The 17,008-nt window shown below is 66.0% G+C and carries 21 protein-coding genes and 1 tRNA gene; 13 read left to right on the top strand and 9 right to left on the bottom strand.

The window, feature by feature from the left end; translation table 11 throughout:
• Nucleotides 1–4: 4 nt before the first annotated feature.
• The 5 genes from C449_RS08515 to C449_RS08495 all read left to right on the top strand — a co-directional run bounded on the left by C449_RS08515 (nucleotide 5) and on the right by C449_RS08495 (nucleotide 3,872).
• Nucleotides 5–1,186, top strand: a complete 1,182-nt coding sequence (locus C449_RS08515) for an MFS transporter (RefSeq protein ID WP_049914017.1) — start codon at nucleotides 5–7, stop codon at nucleotides 1,184–1,186.
• A gap of 270 nt (nucleotides 1,187–1,456) precedes the next feature.
• Nucleotides 1,457–1,663, top strand: a complete 207-nt coding sequence (locus C449_RS08510) for a hypothetical protein (RefSeq protein WP_006077585.1) — start codon at nucleotides 1,457–1,459, stop codon at nucleotides 1,661–1,663.
• A gap of 44 nt (nucleotides 1,664–1,707) precedes the next feature.
• Nucleotides 1,708–2,529 (top strand): hypothetical protein, encoded by an 822-nt coding sequence (locus C449_RS08505; RefSeq protein WP_006077584.1) that lies wholly within the window; start codon nucleotides 1,708–1,710, stop codon nucleotides 2,527–2,529.
• A 70-nt stretch (nucleotides 2,530–2,599) separates the two neighbouring features.
• Nucleotides 2,600–2,983 (top strand): hypothetical protein, encoded by a 384-nt coding sequence (locus C449_RS08500; protein ID WP_006077583.1) that lies wholly within the window; start codon nucleotides 2,600–2,602, stop codon nucleotides 2,981–2,983.
• Nucleotides 2,984–3,056: 73 nt separating this feature from the next.
• Nucleotides 3,057–3,872 (top strand): MOSC domain-containing protein, encoded by an 816-nt coding sequence (locus tag C449_RS08495; protein WP_006077582.1) that lies wholly within the window; start codon nucleotides 3,057–3,059, stop codon nucleotides 3,870–3,872.
• Between the two features lie 47 nt (nucleotides 3,873–3,919).
• Here the strand turns inward: C449_RS08495 and C449_RS08490 are convergent, their stop codons facing one another.
• Nucleotides 3,920–4,477, bottom strand: a complete 558-nt coding sequence (locus C449_RS08490) for an NUDIX domain-containing protein (protein ID WP_006077581.1) — start codon at nucleotides 4,475–4,477, stop codon at nucleotides 3,920–3,922.
• A 181-nt stretch (nucleotides 4,478–4,658) separates the two neighbouring features.
• On the opposite strand from C449_RS08490, the gene C449_RS08485 reads away from it, so the two are divergent.
• Genes C449_RS08485 through psmA form a run of 6 tightly spaced genes read left to right on the top strand, consistent with a single transcriptional unit; the run spans nucleotide 4,659 to nucleotide 7,929 of the window.
• Nucleotides 4,659–4,841 (top strand): hypothetical protein, encoded by a 183-nt coding sequence (locus C449_RS08485; protein ID WP_006077580.1) that lies wholly within the window; start codon nucleotides 4,659–4,661, stop codon nucleotides 4,839–4,841.
• Nucleotides 4,842–4,878: 37 nt separating this feature from the next.
• On the top strand, nucleotides 4,879–5,304 hold the full coding sequence (locus tag C449_RS08480) for an RNA-binding protein (RefSeq protein ID WP_006077579.1): 426 nt from the start codon (nucleotides 4,879–4,881) through the stop codon (nucleotides 5,302–5,304).
• Nucleotides 5,305–6,033 carry an RNase P subunit p30 family protein gene (locus C449_RS08475; protein WP_006077578.1) on the top strand — a complete coding sequence of 243 codons (729 nt, stop codon included), beginning with the start codon at nucleotides 5,305–5,307 and terminating at the stop codon, nucleotides 6,031–6,033.
• Nucleotides 6,017–6,703 carry a class I SAM-dependent methyltransferase gene (locus C449_RS08470; RefSeq protein WP_006077576.1) on the top strand — a complete coding sequence of 229 codons (687 nt, stop codon included), beginning with the start codon at nucleotides 6,017–6,019 and terminating at the stop codon, nucleotides 6,701–6,703. Before C449_RS08475 ends, C449_RS08470 begins: the two co-directional genes overlap by 17 nt.
• Nucleotides 6,700–7,176 carry an Rpp14/Pop5 family protein gene (locus C449_RS08465; protein WP_006077574.1) on the top strand — a complete coding sequence of 159 codons (477 nt, stop codon included), beginning with the start codon at nucleotides 6,700–6,702 and terminating at the stop codon, nucleotides 7,174–7,176. The genes C449_RS08470 and C449_RS08465 overlap by 4 nt, the downstream gene beginning before the upstream one ends.
• Nucleotides 7,177–7,179: 3 nt before the next feature.
• The gene (psmA, locus tag C449_RS08460) at nucleotides 7,180–7,929 is read left to right on the top strand and encodes an archaeal proteasome endopeptidase complex subunit alpha (RefSeq protein WP_006077573.1); all 750 of its coding nucleotides are present in this window, start codon (nucleotides 7,180–7,182) and stop codon (nucleotides 7,927–7,929) included.
• 174 nt (nucleotides 7,930–8,103) lie between these two features.
• On the opposite strand, the gene C449_RS08455 is transcribed toward psmA, so the two are convergent.
• The 5 genes from C449_RS08455 to C449_RS08435 all read right to left on the bottom strand — a co-directional run bounded on the left by C449_RS08455 (nucleotide 8,104) and on the right by C449_RS08435 (nucleotide 13,198).
• On the bottom strand, nucleotides 8,104–8,730 hold the full coding sequence (locus C449_RS08455; protein ID WP_049913982.1) for a uracil-DNA glycosylase: 627 nt from the start codon (nucleotides 8,728–8,730) through the stop codon (nucleotides 8,104–8,106).
• Between the two features lie 95 nt (nucleotides 8,731–8,825).
• Complete coding sequence (locus tag C449_RS08450; RefSeq protein ID WP_193790585.1) at nucleotides 8,826–10,460, bottom strand: hypothetical protein; 1,635 nt, start codon at nucleotides 10,458–10,460, stop codon at nucleotides 8,826–8,828.
• A 118-nt stretch (nucleotides 10,461–10,578) separates the two neighbouring features.
• Nucleotides 10,579–11,139 carry a DUF420 domain-containing protein gene (locus C449_RS08445; protein ID WP_006077570.1) on the bottom strand — a complete coding sequence of 187 codons (561 nt, stop codon included), beginning with the start codon at nucleotides 11,137–11,139 and terminating at the stop codon, nucleotides 10,579–10,581.
• Nucleotides 11,140–11,169: 30 nt separating this feature from the next.
• Nucleotides 11,170–12,531 carry a DNA polymerase Y family protein gene (locus C449_RS08440; protein ID WP_006077569.1) on the bottom strand — a complete coding sequence of 454 codons (1,362 nt, stop codon included), beginning with the start codon at nucleotides 12,529–12,531 and terminating at the stop codon, nucleotides 11,170–11,172.
• 489 nt (nucleotides 12,532–13,020) lie between these two features.
• Nucleotides 13,021–13,198: transfer RNA gene (locus tag C449_RS08435), tRNA-Trp, on the bottom strand.
• Between the two features lie 167 nt (nucleotides 13,199–13,365).
• On the opposite strand from C449_RS08435, the gene C449_RS08430 reads away from it, so the two are divergent.
• On the top strand, nucleotides 13,366–13,794 hold the full coding sequence (locus tag C449_RS08430) for a GNAT family N-acetyltransferase (protein ID WP_006077568.1): 429 nt from the start codon (nucleotides 13,366–13,368) through the stop codon (nucleotides 13,792–13,794).
• Between the two features lie 33 nt (nucleotides 13,795–13,827).
• Here the strand turns inward: C449_RS08430 and C449_RS08425 are convergent, their stop codons facing one another.
• Genes C449_RS08425 through C449_RS08415 form a run of 3 tightly spaced genes read right to left on the bottom strand, consistent with a single transcriptional unit; the run spans nucleotide 13,828 to nucleotide 15,307 of the window.
• Complete coding sequence (locus tag C449_RS08425; protein ID WP_006077567.1) at nucleotides 13,828–14,061, bottom strand: DUF5795 family protein; 234 nt, start codon at nucleotides 14,059–14,061, stop codon at nucleotides 13,828–13,830.
• Nucleotides 14,062–14,093: 32 nt separating this feature from the next.
• Nucleotides 14,094–15,098, bottom strand: a complete 1,005-nt coding sequence (locus C449_RS08420; RefSeq protein ID WP_006077566.1) for a DUF5794 domain-containing protein — start codon at nucleotides 15,096–15,098, stop codon at nucleotides 14,094–14,096.
• Nucleotides 15,095–15,307: a hypothetical protein gene (locus tag C449_RS08415; protein WP_006077565.1), complete on the bottom strand. Its 213-nt coding sequence runs from the start codon at nucleotides 15,305–15,307 to the stop codon at nucleotides 15,095–15,097. The genes C449_RS08420 and C449_RS08415 overlap by 4 nt, the downstream gene beginning before the upstream one ends.
• A 151-nt stretch (nucleotides 15,308–15,458) precedes the next feature.
• Here C449_RS08415 and guaB point away from each other — a divergent pair, with 151 nt between their 5' ends.
• Nucleotides 15,459–16,943, top strand: coding sequence for an IMP dehydrogenase (gene guaB / locus C449_RS08410; RefSeq protein WP_006077564.1), 1,485 nt, complete (start codon nucleotides 15,459–15,461; stop codon nucleotides 16,941–16,943).
• The last annotated feature ends 65 nt before the right edge of the window (nucleotides 16,944–17,008 follow it).

Here is a 17,008-nt window from a genome sequence, read left to right as displayed (position 1 = left end):
TCAGTTGGCGACTTCCGACGCGTCCCGGGACATATCGGTGCCGTGGCGGTCGTCCACCGTTCAGGCCGTCCTGTTGAGCACGCTGCTGGCCCCTTTCAGCGTGGCGCTCATCAGTCCGGGGCTCCCCGTGTTCCGGGATGCGTTCGGCGTCACCGACACGGGAGCCAGCCTGCTGCTCTCCGCGGTACTGATCCCCGGCATCTTCCTCTCGCCGGTGATGGGGCTCCTCACGGACCGCGTCGGCCGACGGCGGATCCTCGTCGCCAGCCTCCTCGTCTGGAGTCTCGCCGGCGGGGTCGTCGTGTTTCGACCGGCGTTCCCGGTCGTGCTAGCTCTCCGGTTCGTACAGGGAACGGCCCTCGCCGGTATCGGTATCACCACCGTCACGCTCGTCAGCGACGCCTTCGAGGATGTCCAGCGGAACGCGGTTCTCGGCGCGAACACGGCGGCGCTCTCGGCCGGAGCGGCTGCGTACCCGCTCGTGGGTGGGGCGCTCGTCGCCGTCTCGTGGAACGCCCCGTTCGCCATGTACCTCCTCGGCGTGCCGGTCGCGCTCTTCGCCCACCTGGTTCTCGAAGAACCCTCCGGAGAGCGCGAGACCAGGAACCTCGTCTATCTCCGGCGGGTGGTCGGCGCGCTCTCGGCCCGAGAAGCGATCGTCCTGTACGGATCGGCGTTTCTGGTCGACTTCCTGCTCGTCGGGACGGTCTTCACCGCGCTCCCGTTCCTACTGGCGGCGACGTACGAGCTGTCGCCGGTACTGATCGGCCTCGTGGTGACGACCGGCGAGGTGGCGTCGACGGTCGCCGCCACGCAAAACGGTCGTCTCGCCAAACGGCTCTCGGACCACGAGATACTCACAGTGGCGTTCGTGGCGATCGGGATCGGACTCGTAGGTGCGTGGCTCGCGGCCACGCCCCTGCTGATCGCCGTCGCGACGCTCGGCTTCGGTGCCGGATGGGGGTTGGCGCTGCCATCGATCGACGCCGGCGTGAGCGATCTCGTCCCGACGCAGTTTCGGGCCGGAGCGCTGAGCCTCCGCGGTAGTGCGAGTTTCGTCGGCCGGGCGGCCGGTCCGATCCTGTTCGCAGCACTCGCGGTGCGGAGTGGCTACCGAATTCTACTGTTGTTGGCCGGCGTCTGCGCGCTCGTCTTCGGTGTCGTTCTGGTGGTGCTGATGCGATGATCGAACCCGACTCTCGAAGTGATCCGTGGCGTGATGCCACAACGATTATGTTCCGTTGTTCTGTCCTACCTGGTGATGTCCCGAAAAATCACTGCCGTGGTCGCGTTGTTTGCAATCGTTCTCGCGGTCGCTGTCGCGCGTCGATAGGCTGACGCGGCCGGAGCGATCCGTCCGGTTTCGACGCATAGTGGTGACAATGGTTCTGCAGGCGGATCGGTCGCTTGCAACAGCCACCCGAAGAACGAACTCACGCCGGAGAGGCGGGAAAACATGGCCGATCCTGGTGCTCGATTCGGGTTCGATTTCGTGACGACGCTCGTCGGGTCCGGACTCACACTACTGCTCACGGCAGGAATCATCCGTTATGGCGATCGGTTCCAGTGGACGACCACCGAGCTCTACGCCCTCGGCGGTGGTGGGTTGCTCGTCGTCGGTCTCCTGTTCGGTATCGTGCTCGCCGCCACCGGATCGAAGTAGCGACCGAACGAACCGCTTACCCCGTGGCGGCTCTCAGTACGGGTATGTTCGGGGTCGTGACGCGCAACGCCGAGGAGCTCGACTGGCCGACATTCGATCGGCGGTGCTACGAGGTCAAGTCGGTGAGCGGTCAGGCACGGGAACCGATCGCCGCGGCGACGAGCATGATTTCGTGTCACGCCGACACCGCGGCCGCCGACGCGAGTCCCGAACTCGTCCCCGTGACTGAGGACGGCGAGATCGCCACCCGCGAGCGCCAGTACTTCGACTGGGGATATGTTTGTCCGACCCACCCCGACTACCGCGAGGGACTGCTCGAAACCATCGCGGACGCAGCCGACGCGAGCGGTGACGTCCGGCTCGACGATGTCGGCTTTCCCAGACCCGAATACTGTTTCTGCGATCGCTGCGTCGAGCAGTTCGAAGAAAGCGCGTACGACGACCGCTTCGCGTGGCGCGCGTCGGTCGTCACCGAGTTCGTGAGCGAAGCCGCCGACCAGGTAGGTGGGGATCTCTCGCTCACGCTCCATCCCGATCCCTACCCCGGCCACCTCCACGGGCGATCGGGACTCGATCTCGATGCACTTTCCGAGTACGTCGACGAATTCGTGGTCCCGCTGTACGACACGGCCTACGGCACGACCTATTGGCTCGAATCACTCGCAAGCGGGTTTCGTGACGCGCTCGACGCGCCGCTCGCGATCGAGCTGTACGCCGTCGATGTCGACATCGAGAACCTGGTCCATGCCGCCGAGGTCGCCGACGCCTACGCCACCGACGTCCTCTTCGGGTACGACGCGAGCAACGCTCAGGCCGCGATCCGACGGCTGAACGCCGAGACGCGAGAAGGGAAATCGTACGGGTAATCGAGTGCCGGTCTACGGAAGCGGATCGCGAGGGCGACAGCACTATTTCATCGGCAGCGAGCATGAGTCCATGAAGTATCGTCGAATGTCGCGATGGCTCGGCCTCGTGGATTTCGCGGTGGTGGGCGGGTTTCTCGCCGTCGTTGGCGTGCCAGAATCGATCGACATTGCGTTCCCGCTGGGCGGGTTTCTCGTCGCTGGTGTGTTGTTCGTACTCGCCGGCTTCGACACCGCACTCACGGCGCTGGTCGGCTGGCACCGTCTCTGTGGAGCCGCCTACTTCCTGATGGCGGTTGCACTCTTTCTGAACGTCACGTCCGGTTTCCTCCGTGGCGAGGGGGCGACGGTGTCCACCGCGGGGATGTTCGGCTTCGCGCTCGTACTCGGATTCATCGGCGTCGACATCGCGCGCGGCGGACGGCACGTCGGGATCGATCCCGACGAGACGGTCTAAGCGGAACACGACCGTTGCCGACACCGAATCGAAACGCGGTAGTGAGTCACAGAGAAATCGTCGTGGAACACGGATGGCCCGACTAGCACGCATCGCCGTCTTTCCGATCAAATCGCTCGATCCCGTCGCGTGCGACACGGCGCGGATCGTCGAAAACGGTGGGCTCGAACACGACCGCGAGTACGCCATGGTCGATGCGGACGACCGCTACATTAACGGGAAGCGCACACCGAAGGTCCATCGGATTCGTTCGACGTTCGATCCCGGATTCTCCGCGGTCACGCTCCACCGGGAGGACGTCGGTGGTGCCGAGCGGTTCGATCTCGAAACCGATCGTGAATCGGCCGAGAGCTGGCTGAGCAGCCAGTTCGATCCCCCAGTCCAGTTGAAACGAGAGACTGCTGGCGGCTTTCCCGACGACACCACCCTCTCGGGACCGACGCTCATCAGCACCGGGACGCTCCGTGAAGTCGCCTCGTGGTTCCCCGACATCGGCGTCGAGGAGCTGCGCCTCCGGCTACGGGCGAACCTCGAGATCGACGGCGTGCCGCCGTTCTGGGAGGATCGTCTGTTCGCGGACCACGACCATCTCGTTGCGTTCGAGATCGGTGATGTCTTGTTCGAGGGAATCAACCCGTGCCAGCGGTGTGTCGTGCCGACGCGCGATCCACACACCGGCGAGGCCCACGACGAGTTCCAGCGAGTCTTCGTCGAGAAACGCGAGGAGATGTTGCCCGAGTGGACGGATTCCGACCGATTCGACCACTTTTTCCGTCTCATGCTCAACACACAGGTTCCCGAATCAGCGTGGGGAGCGGAGCTCGCGGTCGGCGACGAGGTCGAGATTCTCGGCGAGCGGCCGGTGGAGGAGCGTTCCGAGTCAGCGTAAGGAGACGGCATCGTGCCGCCGCTGCACCCGGCCGACGGCGAATCGATTCATAGCACTCGCTCGCGCCACGCAACCAGATCCTCGCGATCGCGGGTGTCGTCGGGCAGATTGTCGAACCACTCGGCGGCCGAGATCTCGTCGTCGGGATCGGCCACCATGGTGGTGGTTGTGGTCTCGGCCGCGGCGGCGAACACCGGCATCACGCCCCACGTGGCGTGATCGTCACACCGGACCTCGATCCGTGCGGCGATGGCGAGGCCGTCGTAGTTCGCTTCGATCCCAGCCTCCTCGGCGAGTTCGCGCTCGGCAGCCGCTCGGAACCCCTCGTTACCGTCGATCTCGCCGCCGGGGAGCACCCACAGCCCGACGCCGTCGTGACGACACAGCAGGAGTTCGCCCGACGGGCGGTAGACGATGGTGTGTGCGCCGTACGGCGCGCCGGTCTCACGGATGCGCTCGGCGAGAGTGCGAAACCGTCCTCGCGATACCCGACGGTGGTGGGTGGTCTCCATCGTCGGCTCGCGGCCGTCGAGGAGGTCGTGGTAGGCTCGTGCCGCGCGTTGGTCGGCCTCGTCAGCGAGAAACCAGAGCTCGTCGAGGGTCATCGTGCGGCGTCGTGGCGGAGCGGTGGGCTCCACGGACCGCGATCGTTCGACGACGCAAGCGATCGAACATGCAAAATCATGGGGACGGGTTCGTCGGCCCCTAACATAAACGTTCAGCCGGCGAGACAACCCGACCGGGCGAATCCACGCCGTTTTTATCCGACCGAGCGGTAGCGGAGCCATGAGCTTCGAGGAAGACGATCAGGTCCTCTTTCACGACGAGCACAGCGAGTACGACGGCGAGACCGGTACCGTCACACAGGTGATGGAGACGATGTTCGGCGATGCGACCTACACCGTCAACTTCGAGGACGGCCAAGAGTCCGGCGTTCCCGAGGACTCGCTCGAACCCGCCGAGGACTGAACGCAGTTCCTTTTACCCGCGCCACCGTACTGGCTGCATGACTGAAACCCCCTTCCACTACGTCGATCTTCGTGCGTTCTGCTATGCCACCGAGGACGAGGCCCGCGTCGAGCGTGCGCTCCGGACACTCCTTCCCAAGGAGTTCGCAATCGACCGGGTCGCGAGCGAGGGCCATCACGGCGACCGGATCGTGGTGCTGTCGGCGCGCGCCGAGAACGCCGACGACGTTCGCCACGTCCTCGACCGCCTCGCGGACCTCGATCTCGATCGCATCCGCGACGAGCTCGACGAGCGGGTGAACGACAACTGCGCGCTGTTCATGCGCCTCGACAAGCAGGCGGCCTACAAGGGACGGGTCGAGCGAGGCGAGGGTCTCGAGCTTCGCGGGAAGATCGAAGCCTACCCCGCGAAGAAGGAGTCGGCGGTCGAGAACGCCGCCGATGCGCTCGAAGCCCGGTCGTAGATGGCCGATTGCTACGAGGCAGTTCGGGCGTACCCCGTTGGCGAGAGCACCGTCGCACGGTTCGCCCTGACCGCGGCGGCGTACGAGTTCGACGGGATCGTGGTCCGAAACGCACCCGAGACGGGGATGGTCGACGAACCCGATCGCGACGGGCCGGGCAGGGAGGAAATCGCCGCGGAGTACGACATCGATGTCGTGGACGCGGTCGAGATCGAGGCCGACGACGCTTCGGCGGCGAGCGCACGCGTCAAGGATTGCCGCGGAGAGCGTACCCTGGTGCTGGTCGAGGGATCGCGCACGCTGAACCGCTTTGCATGCGAGGAGCCCCGCGTCGACGTGCTCACCAGTCCGATGGCCGATGGCGACGTGAACCACGTTCTCGCGCGTGCGGCCGCACGGAACGGCGTCCGCTTCGAGTTCGATCTCGGGCGGGTGCTCCGACTGAGCGGTGGTCGGCGGGTCCAGGCGCTCGCCGACCTCCGGAAGCTCCGCGAGATCGTGTTCCAATACGACACGCCGTATGTCGTGAGCGCGAGCCCCGAAAACCACCTCCAGCTCCGCGCGCCGCGCGAACTCCTCGCGGTCGGCGAGGCGATCGGGTTCGACCGCGAGCAGATCGAGCGGGGGCTCGCTGAATGGGGCCGACTCGCCGCGCGCAATCGTGAGCGCCTAAGCGAGTCGTTCATTGAGCCGGGGGTCCGTAGGGGGCGGTATGAAGAAGACGATTGAGGAGCACGCAGCGCGGTTCGACGACCACGCCACGGCCTACGACGAGAGCCAGGACAGCGACGAGTACCGAGCGGCGGCCTCCCTCGTCGTGAAACACGCCAGTCACGAACCCGACGACACCGTGCTCGATCTCGGGACGGGGACGGGAGCGATCGCGCTCGCGCTCGCGCCCGACGCCGAGCGCGTCATCGGCCGGGACATCTCCGCAGGGATGATGGACGAAGCCCGAACGAAGGCCGAGGAGGTCGGGATCGACAACCTCGCGCTCGCGGAGGGAAGCTTCAGAGAGCCCGCCGTCGACGATCCGGTGGACGTCGTGGTCTCGAACTTCGCGATGCACCATCTGGGCAACGAGGAAAAGATCGAGGCGATCGAGACCATCGCCGGGCTCGGTCCTCGAAAGTTCGTCCTCGGCGACGTGATGCTTTTCGGCGAGGCCGATCCCGACGCACCGTTTTACTCGCCCGAGGTCGACGATCCCGCGACCGTCGGGATGCTCGCGGACGCGCTGACCGACGCGGGCTTTTCGCTCACCACGGTCGAGCGCGTCCACGACCAGGTCGGCGTCCTCGTCGCCGAGCGCGCCGCAGCGACCGACGACGCCGAATCGACGACGAACGAGGGCGCGGCGCGCGGGTTCGGACTGAACGGGGCGAACGAAGAGGAATGAAACACCTCCCGAAGCATCTCCGGCCGCGGCGGCGCTACCTCGCGGTCGCGATCGAGTCGTGGCCCGACGCCGATCTCGGTAAACACGCGTTTCAGCGCGCGTGCTGGTACGCCGCCCAGAACCTGCTCGGCGATCCGGGGGCCGCGGACGTCGATCTCCGAGTTCTCGACTTCTCGTTCGCCGACGGGGACGGGACGGCGATCGTCCGCGTACGACGCGAGGAAGTCGAACGGGCGCGGGCCGCGATCGCGTGCGTCGACGAGGTCTCGGGATCGCCGGTCGGCGTTCGAGTGCTGGGGGTGAGCGGGACGGTTCGTGCCTGTGAAGAAAGGTATATAGGTCGCGCGTCCCGAGAAGTGGCCGAGAGAAACGTCGTGTTCGCGGACTCACAGCGGCCCGCTGTCGTGCGGAACGGGCGATTCGACGTTCACGGGGAACCCGGGTTCGTGGGGACGACGTCGCTCGATATCTGAACTATGCAGGGACAATCCCAACAGCAGGCCTACGATCGCGGGATCACGATCTTCTCGCCCGACGGGCGACTCTACCAGGTCGAGTACGCTCGCGAGGCAGTCAAACGCGGCACCGCGAGTATCGGCGTCCGAACGCCGGACGGCGTCGTGCTCGCGGTCGACAAGCGCTTTCGCTCGCCGCTCGAAGAGCGCTCCAGCGTCGAGAAGATCCACAAGGCCGACGACCACATCGGTATCGCCAGCGCGGGCCACGTCGCCGACGCCCGCCAACTCATCGACTTCGCCCGCCGCCAGGCCCAGGTCAACCAGCTCCGCTACGGCGAGCCGATCGGCGTCGAGACGCTCACCAAAGACGTCACCGACCACATCCAGCAGTACACCCAGGTCGGCGGCGCGCGTCCGTTCGGCGTCGCGCTGATCATCGGCGGCGTCGAGGACGGCGAACCCCGTCTCTACGAAACCGATCCCTCGGGCACGCCCACCGAGTGGCAGGCGCTCGCGGTCGGATCGGGTCGCTCGGAGATGCTCGATCACCTCGAAGAGAACTACCGCGAGGAGATGGATCTCGACGGCGGGATCGGGCTCGCGCTCGAAACCCTCGCGACCGCCACCGACGACGCGATCGAGGCGTCGGGGACCGGCGTCGCCACCATCGACGTCGAGACCGAACGGTTCAGGCAGCTCGACGACGACGAGATCGAGTCGTATCTCGACGAGCAAGATCTGGACGTCGACGAGTCGGACGACGAATAACGAACCACGTTCCCGGTTCCCTTCTCGGTTTACCGTCCTGTTTTGGGTCGTGAGCGATCGTCGCAGTCCTCACCGATTCATCGAGCAGTGTGACTGCCAGATGGGTCTCGTCTATCATTGCTCTGCCGTAGTAGCTTCACAACTGTCGGATTTTAACAACCGTCGATAGATCAGTCACCGAACGCGGTAGGAGTCGCCGCCGGGGATGAACCGGCCGAGATCGGTCTCGCGCCGGTAGTCGGTCGCGAGGAGCGTATCGAGGGCACGGGTCATTCGATCGGCTTCGTCCTCAGTCCACTCGGCAGGTTCGGCGATCGGCAAAACGAGCCAGCCGCCGCCGCGGAGTTCGGTCGCGTGGAGTGCGTCCATATCGAGGTCGTCGGACACCGGGCGGGCGGTGTAGTGTTCGAGGACGTATTGGGTCGCACGCTCGCCGACCGGGAGGAGAACGTGGGCGCTGATCGCACGGAGCTCGGCGTCGAAAAAGCGCTCGCAGTCGGCGTACGACGCCGGTGTGGGGTGCTCGGCGACGCAGGTGTGGAGATACGAGAAGAAGACATCGTCGGTCGTTGGGGCGTCGGAGTCAGGTTCGTCGAGTAGTCCGGCTGCATGGAGAACGCGTTGGAGGCGACGGCCGGCGGCGTTCGTGAAAGGAACGCCGGTTTCGACGCCACCGTGAACGCCGGGATGATCGCCGATGACGTGGAAATCGGCGTTAGCGTCGCCGTAGCCGGGGACGAACTGCTCGCACGGCGGGCGCATTCCGAAAGGGTTGCTCGTGCGGTCGGTAACGTTCTGCACGGTCGCTATCCGCGGTCCCAGTCAAAATATGGTACGGTTCGCGACGGTGAGCCGAACGACGACGGAGGGATCGATCGGGAGCGCGCGATCGAGAGCTACAGCGTGTACCCGTCGATCGCCCGTCCGGCGTACCGGGAGGCGAGCCAGCCCACGACACCGATCGACAGCGCGGTGAGAAGAACTCCGGCGGTCGTTACCGCCGTGGGAGAGACGTCGATCGCTGTGGCGATTCCCGGTGCGATCGATGGGACACTAACGACGAGAGCGGGCAGCGCGAACACGAACAAGCCGAGTGAAAACACTGCGAACGCCGTGAGGCTTGGGACGACCACCTCGCGGTTCCCTGTGATGTTTACACTCCCGAACCGGGGAAAGGCGGCCCCGATACCGGCCGCGAGCCCCGAACCACCGACACAGCACGCCACTGCGGCGACGGCGAGAGCAGCGACCGAGACAACATCGAGCGGGCTGAAAGCGCCGGCGACGACCGTCGCGATCGTCGTTGCGGGCGCGCCGATCGCGACTCCAGGGAGGATCTTCCCCCGGACCAGTTGCGTGCCGGGTGTGGCCGCGGTGAGCGTGACGGAAAGCGTCGCACCCTCGTCGCCGATCGGGTTGAGCGCGAACGCCACGCCAGTCATCCACGCGCCGTAGATCGCGACGAGCGCGGGGAGCGTCGGCGGGATCGCGCCCGTGCGGACGGCGTTCTGGAGCGGGACAACGAACACGAACGCCGGGTAGAGCACGTAGCTGAGGGTGATCGGCGCACGCCGCGCGCGCAGCCACGTCTTCCTCGCGGCCGCGAGCGTGGGCCGTGCGACGATCCCTTCGAAAATCGATACTGGTGTATCGTCGGTCGTCGGCTTCACGGCGTTGCCGTCGTCGGGCTGAATGGCGTCGGCGTACCAGTACCGGGCTGCGAGCCGGGTCGAGAGGCCGGTGAACGCCGGAACGCCGACGAGTAGCGTGCTTGCGGCGAGTCCGGCCCGCAGTGAGCTCACACTCACACCGGGTGCGCCGAGCAGTGCGAGATCCGCGATCCAGCCCGTTGGCAGCCCGCCGAGCAGCGCGTAGAGGTCGAACGAACTGCCCGTGATGCTCGCGAACTGTGGGAAGAAGACGACAGCCATGTAGACGAGGAAGGCGAGCGCGCCGATGGCGGTCTTGTGGCTCGCGAGGAACTGCGATCGCGCGAACCCGAGTTTCAGCGCCATTCCGAGCGCGAAGCCGGCGGTGACTCCGAGGGCGAGGAGCCCCAGTGCCGCTACAGGAAGCACCACTGCGCTGAGTGGAGAGTGTGCGCCGAGCACGAACCCGGCTACGACACCGACGACGGGCACGATGCCGATCACGAGCAGCCGCCCGAATTCAGCGAGAAGCACTCCGGTGGCGGCGTCGCGGGCAGGGATCGTAGTCAGGATCCCCTCTCGCTCGTCGAGATTGCCGGTCTGCTGGAGCACGCGGTAGGCGTTACCAAAGACGCTGAGCAGGATGAAAAACGTCGCAGTCCCCCGGATCGGCCGGAGCGGGAGTACGAATCCACCGCCGCGAAGCGCGCGCCCGAGGAAGTACGCTCCGAACGGTGCAGCGACGACGAGCAACGCCGGGAACATCATCGCGAGCGCGAGCAGCACGAGCCGACCGGGGTTCGCGCGGAGCTTGCGCCACGACCGCCGTATCTCGACCCGTGCGACGAGACGTGCGTTGCGGATCGAGGGCAGCGTCGTCACGGCCACGCCTCAGCCGGTCTACAGCGACCCTCTCGCATTCGTGACGTGCTATCGGGTGGATCGGCCATGCACCCGGTCGTGTAAGCTCGGACAAAATACTTTCCAACCGGAACGACCGTCAGTAGATCACGTAGAGCATCGCGTACACCACCACGCCGAGGCCAAACGAAACCAGCCAGAGGCTCGCGGCAACGCGCCCGATGCGGCGGTGGCTCGTCTGCGGGAGTTCCTCGATCGGTCGCGTGAGCGCGAGCAGGAGCACGTAGTACAGCAGCGGGACGCAGACGATCGCGAGCGTGATGTGGATGGCGAGGATCGGGAGATAGACGAACTGGTAGATCGTCTCGGGGCCTGGGAAGGGCGCAGTGCCCACGAGTGCGACCCTGTAGAGATAGAGGGCGAGAAAGGCGACGAACAGGACGAGCGACGCCAGCATGAGCGCGCGGTGGCGGTCCACGTTGCCGCGACGGATGGCGCGCCACGCAGTCGTGATGGTGCCGATGGCGACGAGGCTGATGGCGGCGTTCACGTGTGGGATCGCGTCGACGATCCCGGAGGGAACGCGCGGGAGTGACTCGACAGGGATCGTTCCGAGAACCGCTCCGAACACGAGCGCGAGCGATATCGCGGAGAGCACACCGGTCAGTGCGGGCACGTGATCGCGTGCACGGAACTCCATAGTCGCGGTTGGCTCGCGGAACCTATGTACCTACCCGTCCGCGTCGAACTCACCGAGGGTTCGCTGTCCTTGGTCCGACCGAGAGTCGGAATCCCCTTCGTCGATGGTCGGTTCCTCGTTCGTCCACTCAGTCAGTTCAGTCGCGCCCACCGATCTGTTTTCGTCGGTGGGATCGGTTCCGCCGTCCGATCGGCCGTCGGCCTGTTTGTCGACGGGCTCGACCGTCTCCCAGCCGTCGAGATCGGACTGTTCGCCCGCAGCGAACGCGAGGTTCGAGACTCGGACGCCGAGCTTTCTGACGTCGGCCTCGTGGAACTCGGCAAGCAAGGAGAGCGCGACGTCGTGAACGAGATCGGCGTCGGCTACGGGACCGGGCAGCGAGCGCGCGCGGGTGTTGACGTCGAACGGTGGCGTCACGACCTTGATGCCGATCGTCTGATACAGCGCGTCCTCGCGGTCGGCACGGTCGGCGACCGCGGCGGTGAGCGTCGCCACCCGTTCGCGCTTTGCCTCGACATCGGCGGTGGCTTCGGTGAACGCCGACTCGCGCGAGAGGCTCTTCGGCCGACCGACGGGCGTTACAGACCTGTGGTCGTCGCCACGCGCGAACGATCGGATCTCCCGGCCGCGCTCACCGAAAGGGGCGAGTGCGTCGGGATCGGCCGCCGCGAGGTCGCCTGCGGTCTCGATTCCGATCTCGCGGAGTTCGCGCGCCGTGACGGGGCCCACCCCGTGGACGGCCTCGACGTCGAGTGGGGCGAAGAACTCGCGGACCTCCCCGGGTTCGATCACCACGAGGCCGTCGGGCTTGTCGTGGTCGCTCGCGACCTTCGCGGCGCTCATCGTGGGTGCGACGCCGACGCTCGCGACCACGCCCACCGACTCGTGGATGCGCTCTTTGACGTGGCGGGCGTACCCCTCGGCGAGCGTCCGGCCGTCGACGCGCTGCCAACTCGTTCTGTCGGTGATGTCGAGATACGCTTCGTCGATGCTCACCGCTCGGACGGTGCCGGCGCAGTCGTCGAGAACCGATCGTACCTCGTCGCTCACCGTTTCGTAGTACTCCATGTCGACCGCACAGTAGTGACCTACTGCGTCGGTGTCGTCGGGATCGTCGATGTCTTCGACGCGTGGAAGACGGTCGAGCGCCGCCGCGATTCCCTGCGCACTCTCGATTCCGTGGGCGCGGGCCTCGTAGCTCGCTGTCGCGACCGCACCGTGGGACTCGCCGGGTTCGTAGCCCATCCCGACGACGACGGGTTCGCCCCGCAGCTCCGGCTTCCGGAGGCGCTCGCACGCGGCGTAAAAACAGTCCATGTCGACGTGACAGATCACGCGGTCGGGGTCGTCGTCGGTGACGCCCGGCAGGCGCGGATCGCCACGCTCGGCCATACATCGAGAAGGCCGGCGGTCGGCATGAGCGTTCGGACTCGCCGAGAGTGGAAGGTCACGCGTCGGAGCCGAGCCGCGATCCGACGTATCGTCGAAGCTGCCGTTTCTCGCAGCGGGACAAAGCTTATTACAAATACTGTCAAAGTGTGACATGCGTCAGACGCTATGACCACTATATCGAACTCCCTCCGGCGGCTCCGGCGTGCGTTGGGACTCGGCTACACGACCGAGGAGAGCAATACAGCGTGGATAGATAAGCGGTGATCGTGGTGGCAGGTCGTCACTCGGTTTGAGAATCGTCACCTGGTTCTATTCGTTTCTTTGCGCTGCTCATTTCATTCGTTCGCCGAAGAGCGACGGGTCATAGGAAGTGGGGTCGGAGGGATTTTGAACCACGGTCGTTTCGCTCGCTCCGCTCGCTTCATTCCCTAATTCAAATCCCTCCGCGTTCCATTCTCGCGGCTCGCGGAGTTGCTCGCCGCGAAGAAATGGGGTCGGAGGGATTTGAACCCCCGATCGACTGATATCTCCGGTTGCGCCTCGGTCCTCCAGAGGGTCGTCACGGCAGGCGGTGATCAGCCGCCCGCTCTGTATATCAGTCTGGAGTCTCGTCACCGGGCGCGGTGCCTCTGGAGTCAGTCGCCATACCTGGCTTGGCCACGACCCCGCGCCCGAACCCAACGGGGGCGCGGGTAAACCGATTTCGGTCTCGCGTCGATACCGGTCGTCACAGCTGGGTCCAACCGAGCAGAACCGAGCGGACACGCCGCGGTCGGTCCGGTCGTTCTCGAACGACGGCGAGCCGTTTATCCTCCCATCCGTCGAGCGCTTCGTATGGAGTACGACATCGTCATGGAACCACCGACGCCGCGCGAGTTCGTCCACCTCCGATCGGCGGCAGGAATGCGCGAGCGATCACTCGACGCCGCGAGGGCGGGGATCGGCGACGAGTGCGCAGCGGTGACGATCCGCGCGGACGGCGACCTCGTGGGGATGGGGCGCATCGTCGGCGACGGCGCGACGGTCTTTCAGATCGTCGACATTGCGGTTGCACCGGATCATCAAGGCCGCGGTCTCGGAAGCCGCATCATGAATGAACTCGTGTCGTGGCTCGAAGCGAACGTACCACCGTCGGCGTTCATCAATCTGATCGCGAGCGAACCGGCGTTCTACGAAGAGTTCGACTTCGAGACCTGTGCGCCCGAGCTCGTCGGGATGGACCTCACTTTGCCGACCGAATCCGAGTCATCGCACGCACAGTAGTGTCGAAAAACGGTCGTTGACGGCCCGCTCGCGTCAGTCCTCGTCCGTGTCGGTTTCTTTCCATCCGCAGTCCTGGCATTTCCGGCCAGTGACGAACTCGGTAATTTGGGGCATGTAGCCGACTTCGAGGACGTTGCCCCCACAGTCGGGACACTCCCGGTCGGCGTCGGTGATGGGTTCGGCGTCCATCACGTCGTCGTCCTCGATGAGTTCGGCGAGCGCTTCCGGCGTGACCATCCGCCCTTCGACGACGCGGTTGTCGGCCATACCGTGACGCGGGGAGCGATGGCCCTAAACCTTTACAGCCAGGGCGCGCGGTCGGAACCGATATCGGTATCGGTACTCGCGTCCGTGGTGGACGTGTCGCCACCGTCGGACTCGCTTCGCTCACCGCTTCGCCGTTCGCTGTTTCGAGTCGTTTCCTCCGGTCGCGCCTCGTCTTGCTCGTCCGACGAGGCTCGCCTCGTTCCACTCGGCTCGCCACCGTCGGCCATCGTGCCGACCGCCTGATCGTTTTCCGACGGCTCACTCCGGTCCGATCCGTTCCGCCTCGCCGTCCCGGGGTCGTCGCTCGCCTCGCCGGGATCGAACGCGAGCAGCCCCGTGACCACGAGGACCGAGAGCGCGAGCGGAGCGTCGTCCGGAACGAACCCGAGCACCGAGAGCGCGAGCACGCCGAGCGCGACCGCGCTGCCGAACCGGAACCGATCGACGTCGACCGCGGTCCGGAGCCACGGCCCACAGACCGCGACCCCGAGCGCGAACGCCACGCCAACGCCGGCAGCGAGCGTGCCCTTGATCACCAGCGCCGGGTCGGGGACCAAGACGAGCCGTGCGCCGGCGGGATCGAGGCTGGCGAGCGCCCCGAGCCCGATGATGACCGCCGGACGCGGGAGATACTCGCCGACACGCGCGCTCGCGGTCTTGGCCGCGACTGCGAGGATGACCACCGCCGCGAACCGCTCGAAGATCGCGAGGTTGAGCAGGCTCGCGATCGTGGGTGCGAGCGCGGACTCGATCGCGGCGATCGCGATTACGACGACCCCGACCACGAGCGTCGTCCGGACCTGGTCTCGCCAGGTGCCGTCCATCTCGGCGAGGATCACGGCGACGGTCGCGCTGCCGCCGAACACGAGAAGTCCGACTTCGAGGATACCCAGCGGGCCGTCGAGCGCCCCGGCGAGCACCAGCGCGGGGAAGATCCCGTCGACGAGCGGGAGCGCCATCACGGTCGCCAGCAGGCGGGCTGCACCGCCGACTCGCTGTTCGAGTCCGAGCGCGACCGGGTGTTGGGAGTGGCTCACGGGGCGGGCTGGCCGTCTCCCGTCGCCGAGGGGTTGGACGGATGGTATGAGTCGGGATCGCTGGCAGCCATCCACGGATGCCACGCTTTGCCGACCGGAATCGTCGCCAGAGCGATGAATTTGCGCGCGAGTGTAAAGAGTGTGCCTTCCGTGATGTCGGGGTTCGACTGATCGGCGCTGCGCGCGGTGAGTGGACTGGCGACGTCCATACCAGGAAATACTGGGAGACGTGAATAAACGTTCCGTGAGGCGTGGCCACACGACCCTGGAGAGTGGGTTGCGTGCCACAGTCGTCCGAGAACGGATCGATTCGACACCCGGTCTCGCAACGTTTTTCATGCCGGGACGGTGACCGTTTACATGGTAAGCGACAGAGCGGAACCCTTCTCCGAGAAACTCCGCGTTCCGGAAGCGCTGACGTTCGACGACGTGTTGCTCCGGCCGAAGGAGAGTCGTGTCGAGCCCGACGACGCCGACACGGCCACGCGTGTCTCGACATCGGTCGAACTCTCCGTTCCTGTGCTCTCGGCCGCGATGGACACCGTCACCGAGAGCGATCTCGCGATCGCGATGGCACGCCGGGGCGGGCTCGGTGTGCTCCACCGAAATATGGACATCGACGAGATCGTCGACGAAGTCGAGCGCGTCAAGCGCGCCGACGATCTCATCATCCGCGAGGTCGTTACCGCGAGCCCCGATCAAACGGTGCGAGCGGTCGACGAGATGATGGACGAGGAGGGCGTCAGCGGCGCGCCAGTCGTCGACGACGACGGCGAGGTGTTGGGAATTATCTCCGGGACCGACATCCGTCCCTACCTCGAAGTCGGCGACCGCGACGAAGTCCGCGAGGCGATGACCGACGAGGTCATCACCGCTCCCGAGGACGTCGACGCGCGCGACGCGCTCGAACTCATGTACGAGCACAAGATCGAGCGCGTCCCGATCGTCGACGACGGCGACCGACTCGTCGGATTGGTGACGATGCAGGGCATCCTCCAGCGCCGCGAGTACGACACCGCCGCGCGCGACGCCGATGGTCGTCTGCGAGTCGGGGTCGCCGTCGGTCCCTTCGAAAAAGAGCGCGCCGCCGCGGTCGACGAGGCCGACGCCGACGTGCTGTTCATCGACTGCGCGCACGCCCACAACCGCAACGTGATCGACAGTGCGCGCGAACTCGCCGCCGGCGTCGAGGCCGACGTCGTGGTTGGCAATGTCGGGACGCGTGAGGCCGCCCAAGAGCTCGTCGAGTTCGCCGACGGGATCAAGGTCGGCATCGGTCCGGGCTCGATCTGCACCACCCGAGTCGTCACGGGCGCGGGAATGCCCCAGATCACCGCCGTTGCCCAGGTCGCCGACGTCGCCAGCCAGCACGACATTCCCGTGATCGCCGACGGCGGTATCCGCTACTCGGGCGACGCGATCAAGGCGATCGCGGCGGGTGCGGACGCCGTCATGTTGGGATCGTACTTCGCTGGGACCGACGAAGCGCCCGGCCGCGTGGTCACGATGAACGGCAAGCGCTACAAGCAGTACCGCGGGATGGGCTCGGTTGGCGCGATGCAGTCCGGCGGCGGCGATCGGTATCTCAAGGAGGCCGACGAGGACGAGGACTTCGTTCCCGAGGGCGTCGAGGCCGCGACGCCGTACAAGGGCAGCGTCGAGAGCGAACTCTTCCAGCTCGTCGGCGGGATGAAAAGTGGGATGGGCTACGTGGGTGCTGGAACCATCCCCGAGTTCAAGCGCCGTGCGGAGTTCGTCCGAGTCTCCTCGGCGGGCCAGACCGAGGGCCACGCCCACGACGTCGTGATTACCGACGAAGCGCCGAACTACAGCCCGGATAGTTAGTACAGAAATATCACCTACACCTGACGCCCTATCGTTTATTGTGTCTGCTCGTTCATGTAGCATTC

The organism is Halococcus saccharolyticus DSM 5350 (assembly GCF_000336915.1).
GTDB classification, from domain to species: domain Archaea; phylum Halobacteriota; class Halobacteria; order Halobacteriales; family Halococcaceae; genus Halococcus; species Halococcus saccharolyticus.
The sequence above is the reverse complement of the archived record's forward strand: the minus strand, read 5'-3'. Positions and strand labels throughout refer to the sequence as shown.

What these genes read in the sequence shown, in the direction of transcription:
- C449_RS08430 (WP_006077568.1), top strand. Translation starts at nt 13,366, where the DNA reads ATGGAGTACGACATCGTCATGGAACCACCGACGCCGCGCGAGTTCGTC.
- guaB (WP_006077564.1), top strand. Translation starts at nt 15,459, where the DNA reads ATGGTAAGCGACAGAGCGGAACCCTTCTCCGAGAAACTCCGCGTTCCG.
- C449_RS08425 (WP_006077567.1), bottom strand. Translation starts at nt 14,061, where the DNA reads ATGGCCGACAACCGCGTCGTCGAAGGGCGGATGGTCACGCCGGAAGCG.
- C449_RS08510 (WP_006077585.1), top strand. Translation starts at nt 1,457, where the DNA reads ATGGCCGATCCTGGTGCTCGATTCGGGTTCGATTTCGTGACGACGCTC.
- C449_RS08440 (WP_006077569.1), bottom strand. Translation starts at nt 12,531, where the DNA reads ATGGCCGAGCGTGGCGATCCGCGCCTGCCGGGCGTCACCGACGACGAC.
- C449_RS08495 (WP_006077582.1), top strand. Translation starts at nt 3,057, where the DNA reads ATGGCCCGACTAGCACGCATCGCCGTCTTTCCGATCAAATCGCTCGAT.
- C449_RS08445 (WP_006077570.1), bottom strand. Translation starts at nt 11,139, where the DNA reads ATGGAGTTCCGTGCACGCGATCACGTGCCCGCACTGACCGGTGTGCTC.
- C449_RS08505 (WP_006077584.1), top strand. Translation starts at nt 1,708, where the DNA reads ATGTTCGGGGTCGTGACGCGCAACGCCGAGGAGCTCGACTGGCCGACA.
- C449_RS08465 (WP_006077574.1), top strand. Translation starts at nt 6,700, where the DNA reads ATGAAACACCTCCCGAAGCATCTCCGGCCGCGGCGGCGCTACCTCGCG.
- C449_RS08485 (WP_006077580.1), top strand. Translation starts at nt 4,659, where the DNA reads ATGAGCTTCGAGGAAGACGATCAGGTCCTCTTTCACGACGAGCACAGC.
- C449_RS08470 (WP_006077576.1), top strand. Translation starts at nt 6,017, where the DNA reads ATGAAGAAGACGATTGAGGAGCACGCAGCGCGGTTCGACGACCACGCC.
- C449_RS08475 (WP_006077578.1), top strand. Translation starts at nt 5,305, where the DNA reads ATGGCCGATTGCTACGAGGCAGTTCGGGCGTACCCCGTTGGCGAGAGC.
- psmA (WP_006077573.1), top strand. Translation starts at nt 7,180, where the DNA reads ATGCAGGGACAATCCCAACAGCAGGCCTACGATCGCGGGATCACGATC.
- C449_RS08500 (WP_006077583.1), top strand. Translation starts at nt 2,600, where the DNA reads ATGAAGTATCGTCGAATGTCGCGATGGCTCGGCCTCGTGGATTTCGCG.
- C449_RS08415 (WP_006077565.1), bottom strand. Translation starts at nt 15,307, where the DNA reads ATGGACGTCGCCAGTCCACTCACCGCGCGCAGCGCCGATCAGTCGAAC.
- C449_RS08480 (WP_006077579.1), top strand. Translation starts at nt 4,879, where the DNA reads ATGACTGAAACCCCCTTCCACTACGTCGATCTTCGTGCGTTCTGCTAT.
- C449_RS08490 (WP_006077581.1), bottom strand. Translation starts at nt 4,477, where the DNA reads ATGACCCTCGACGAGCTCTGGTTTCTCGCTGACGAGGCCGACCAACGC.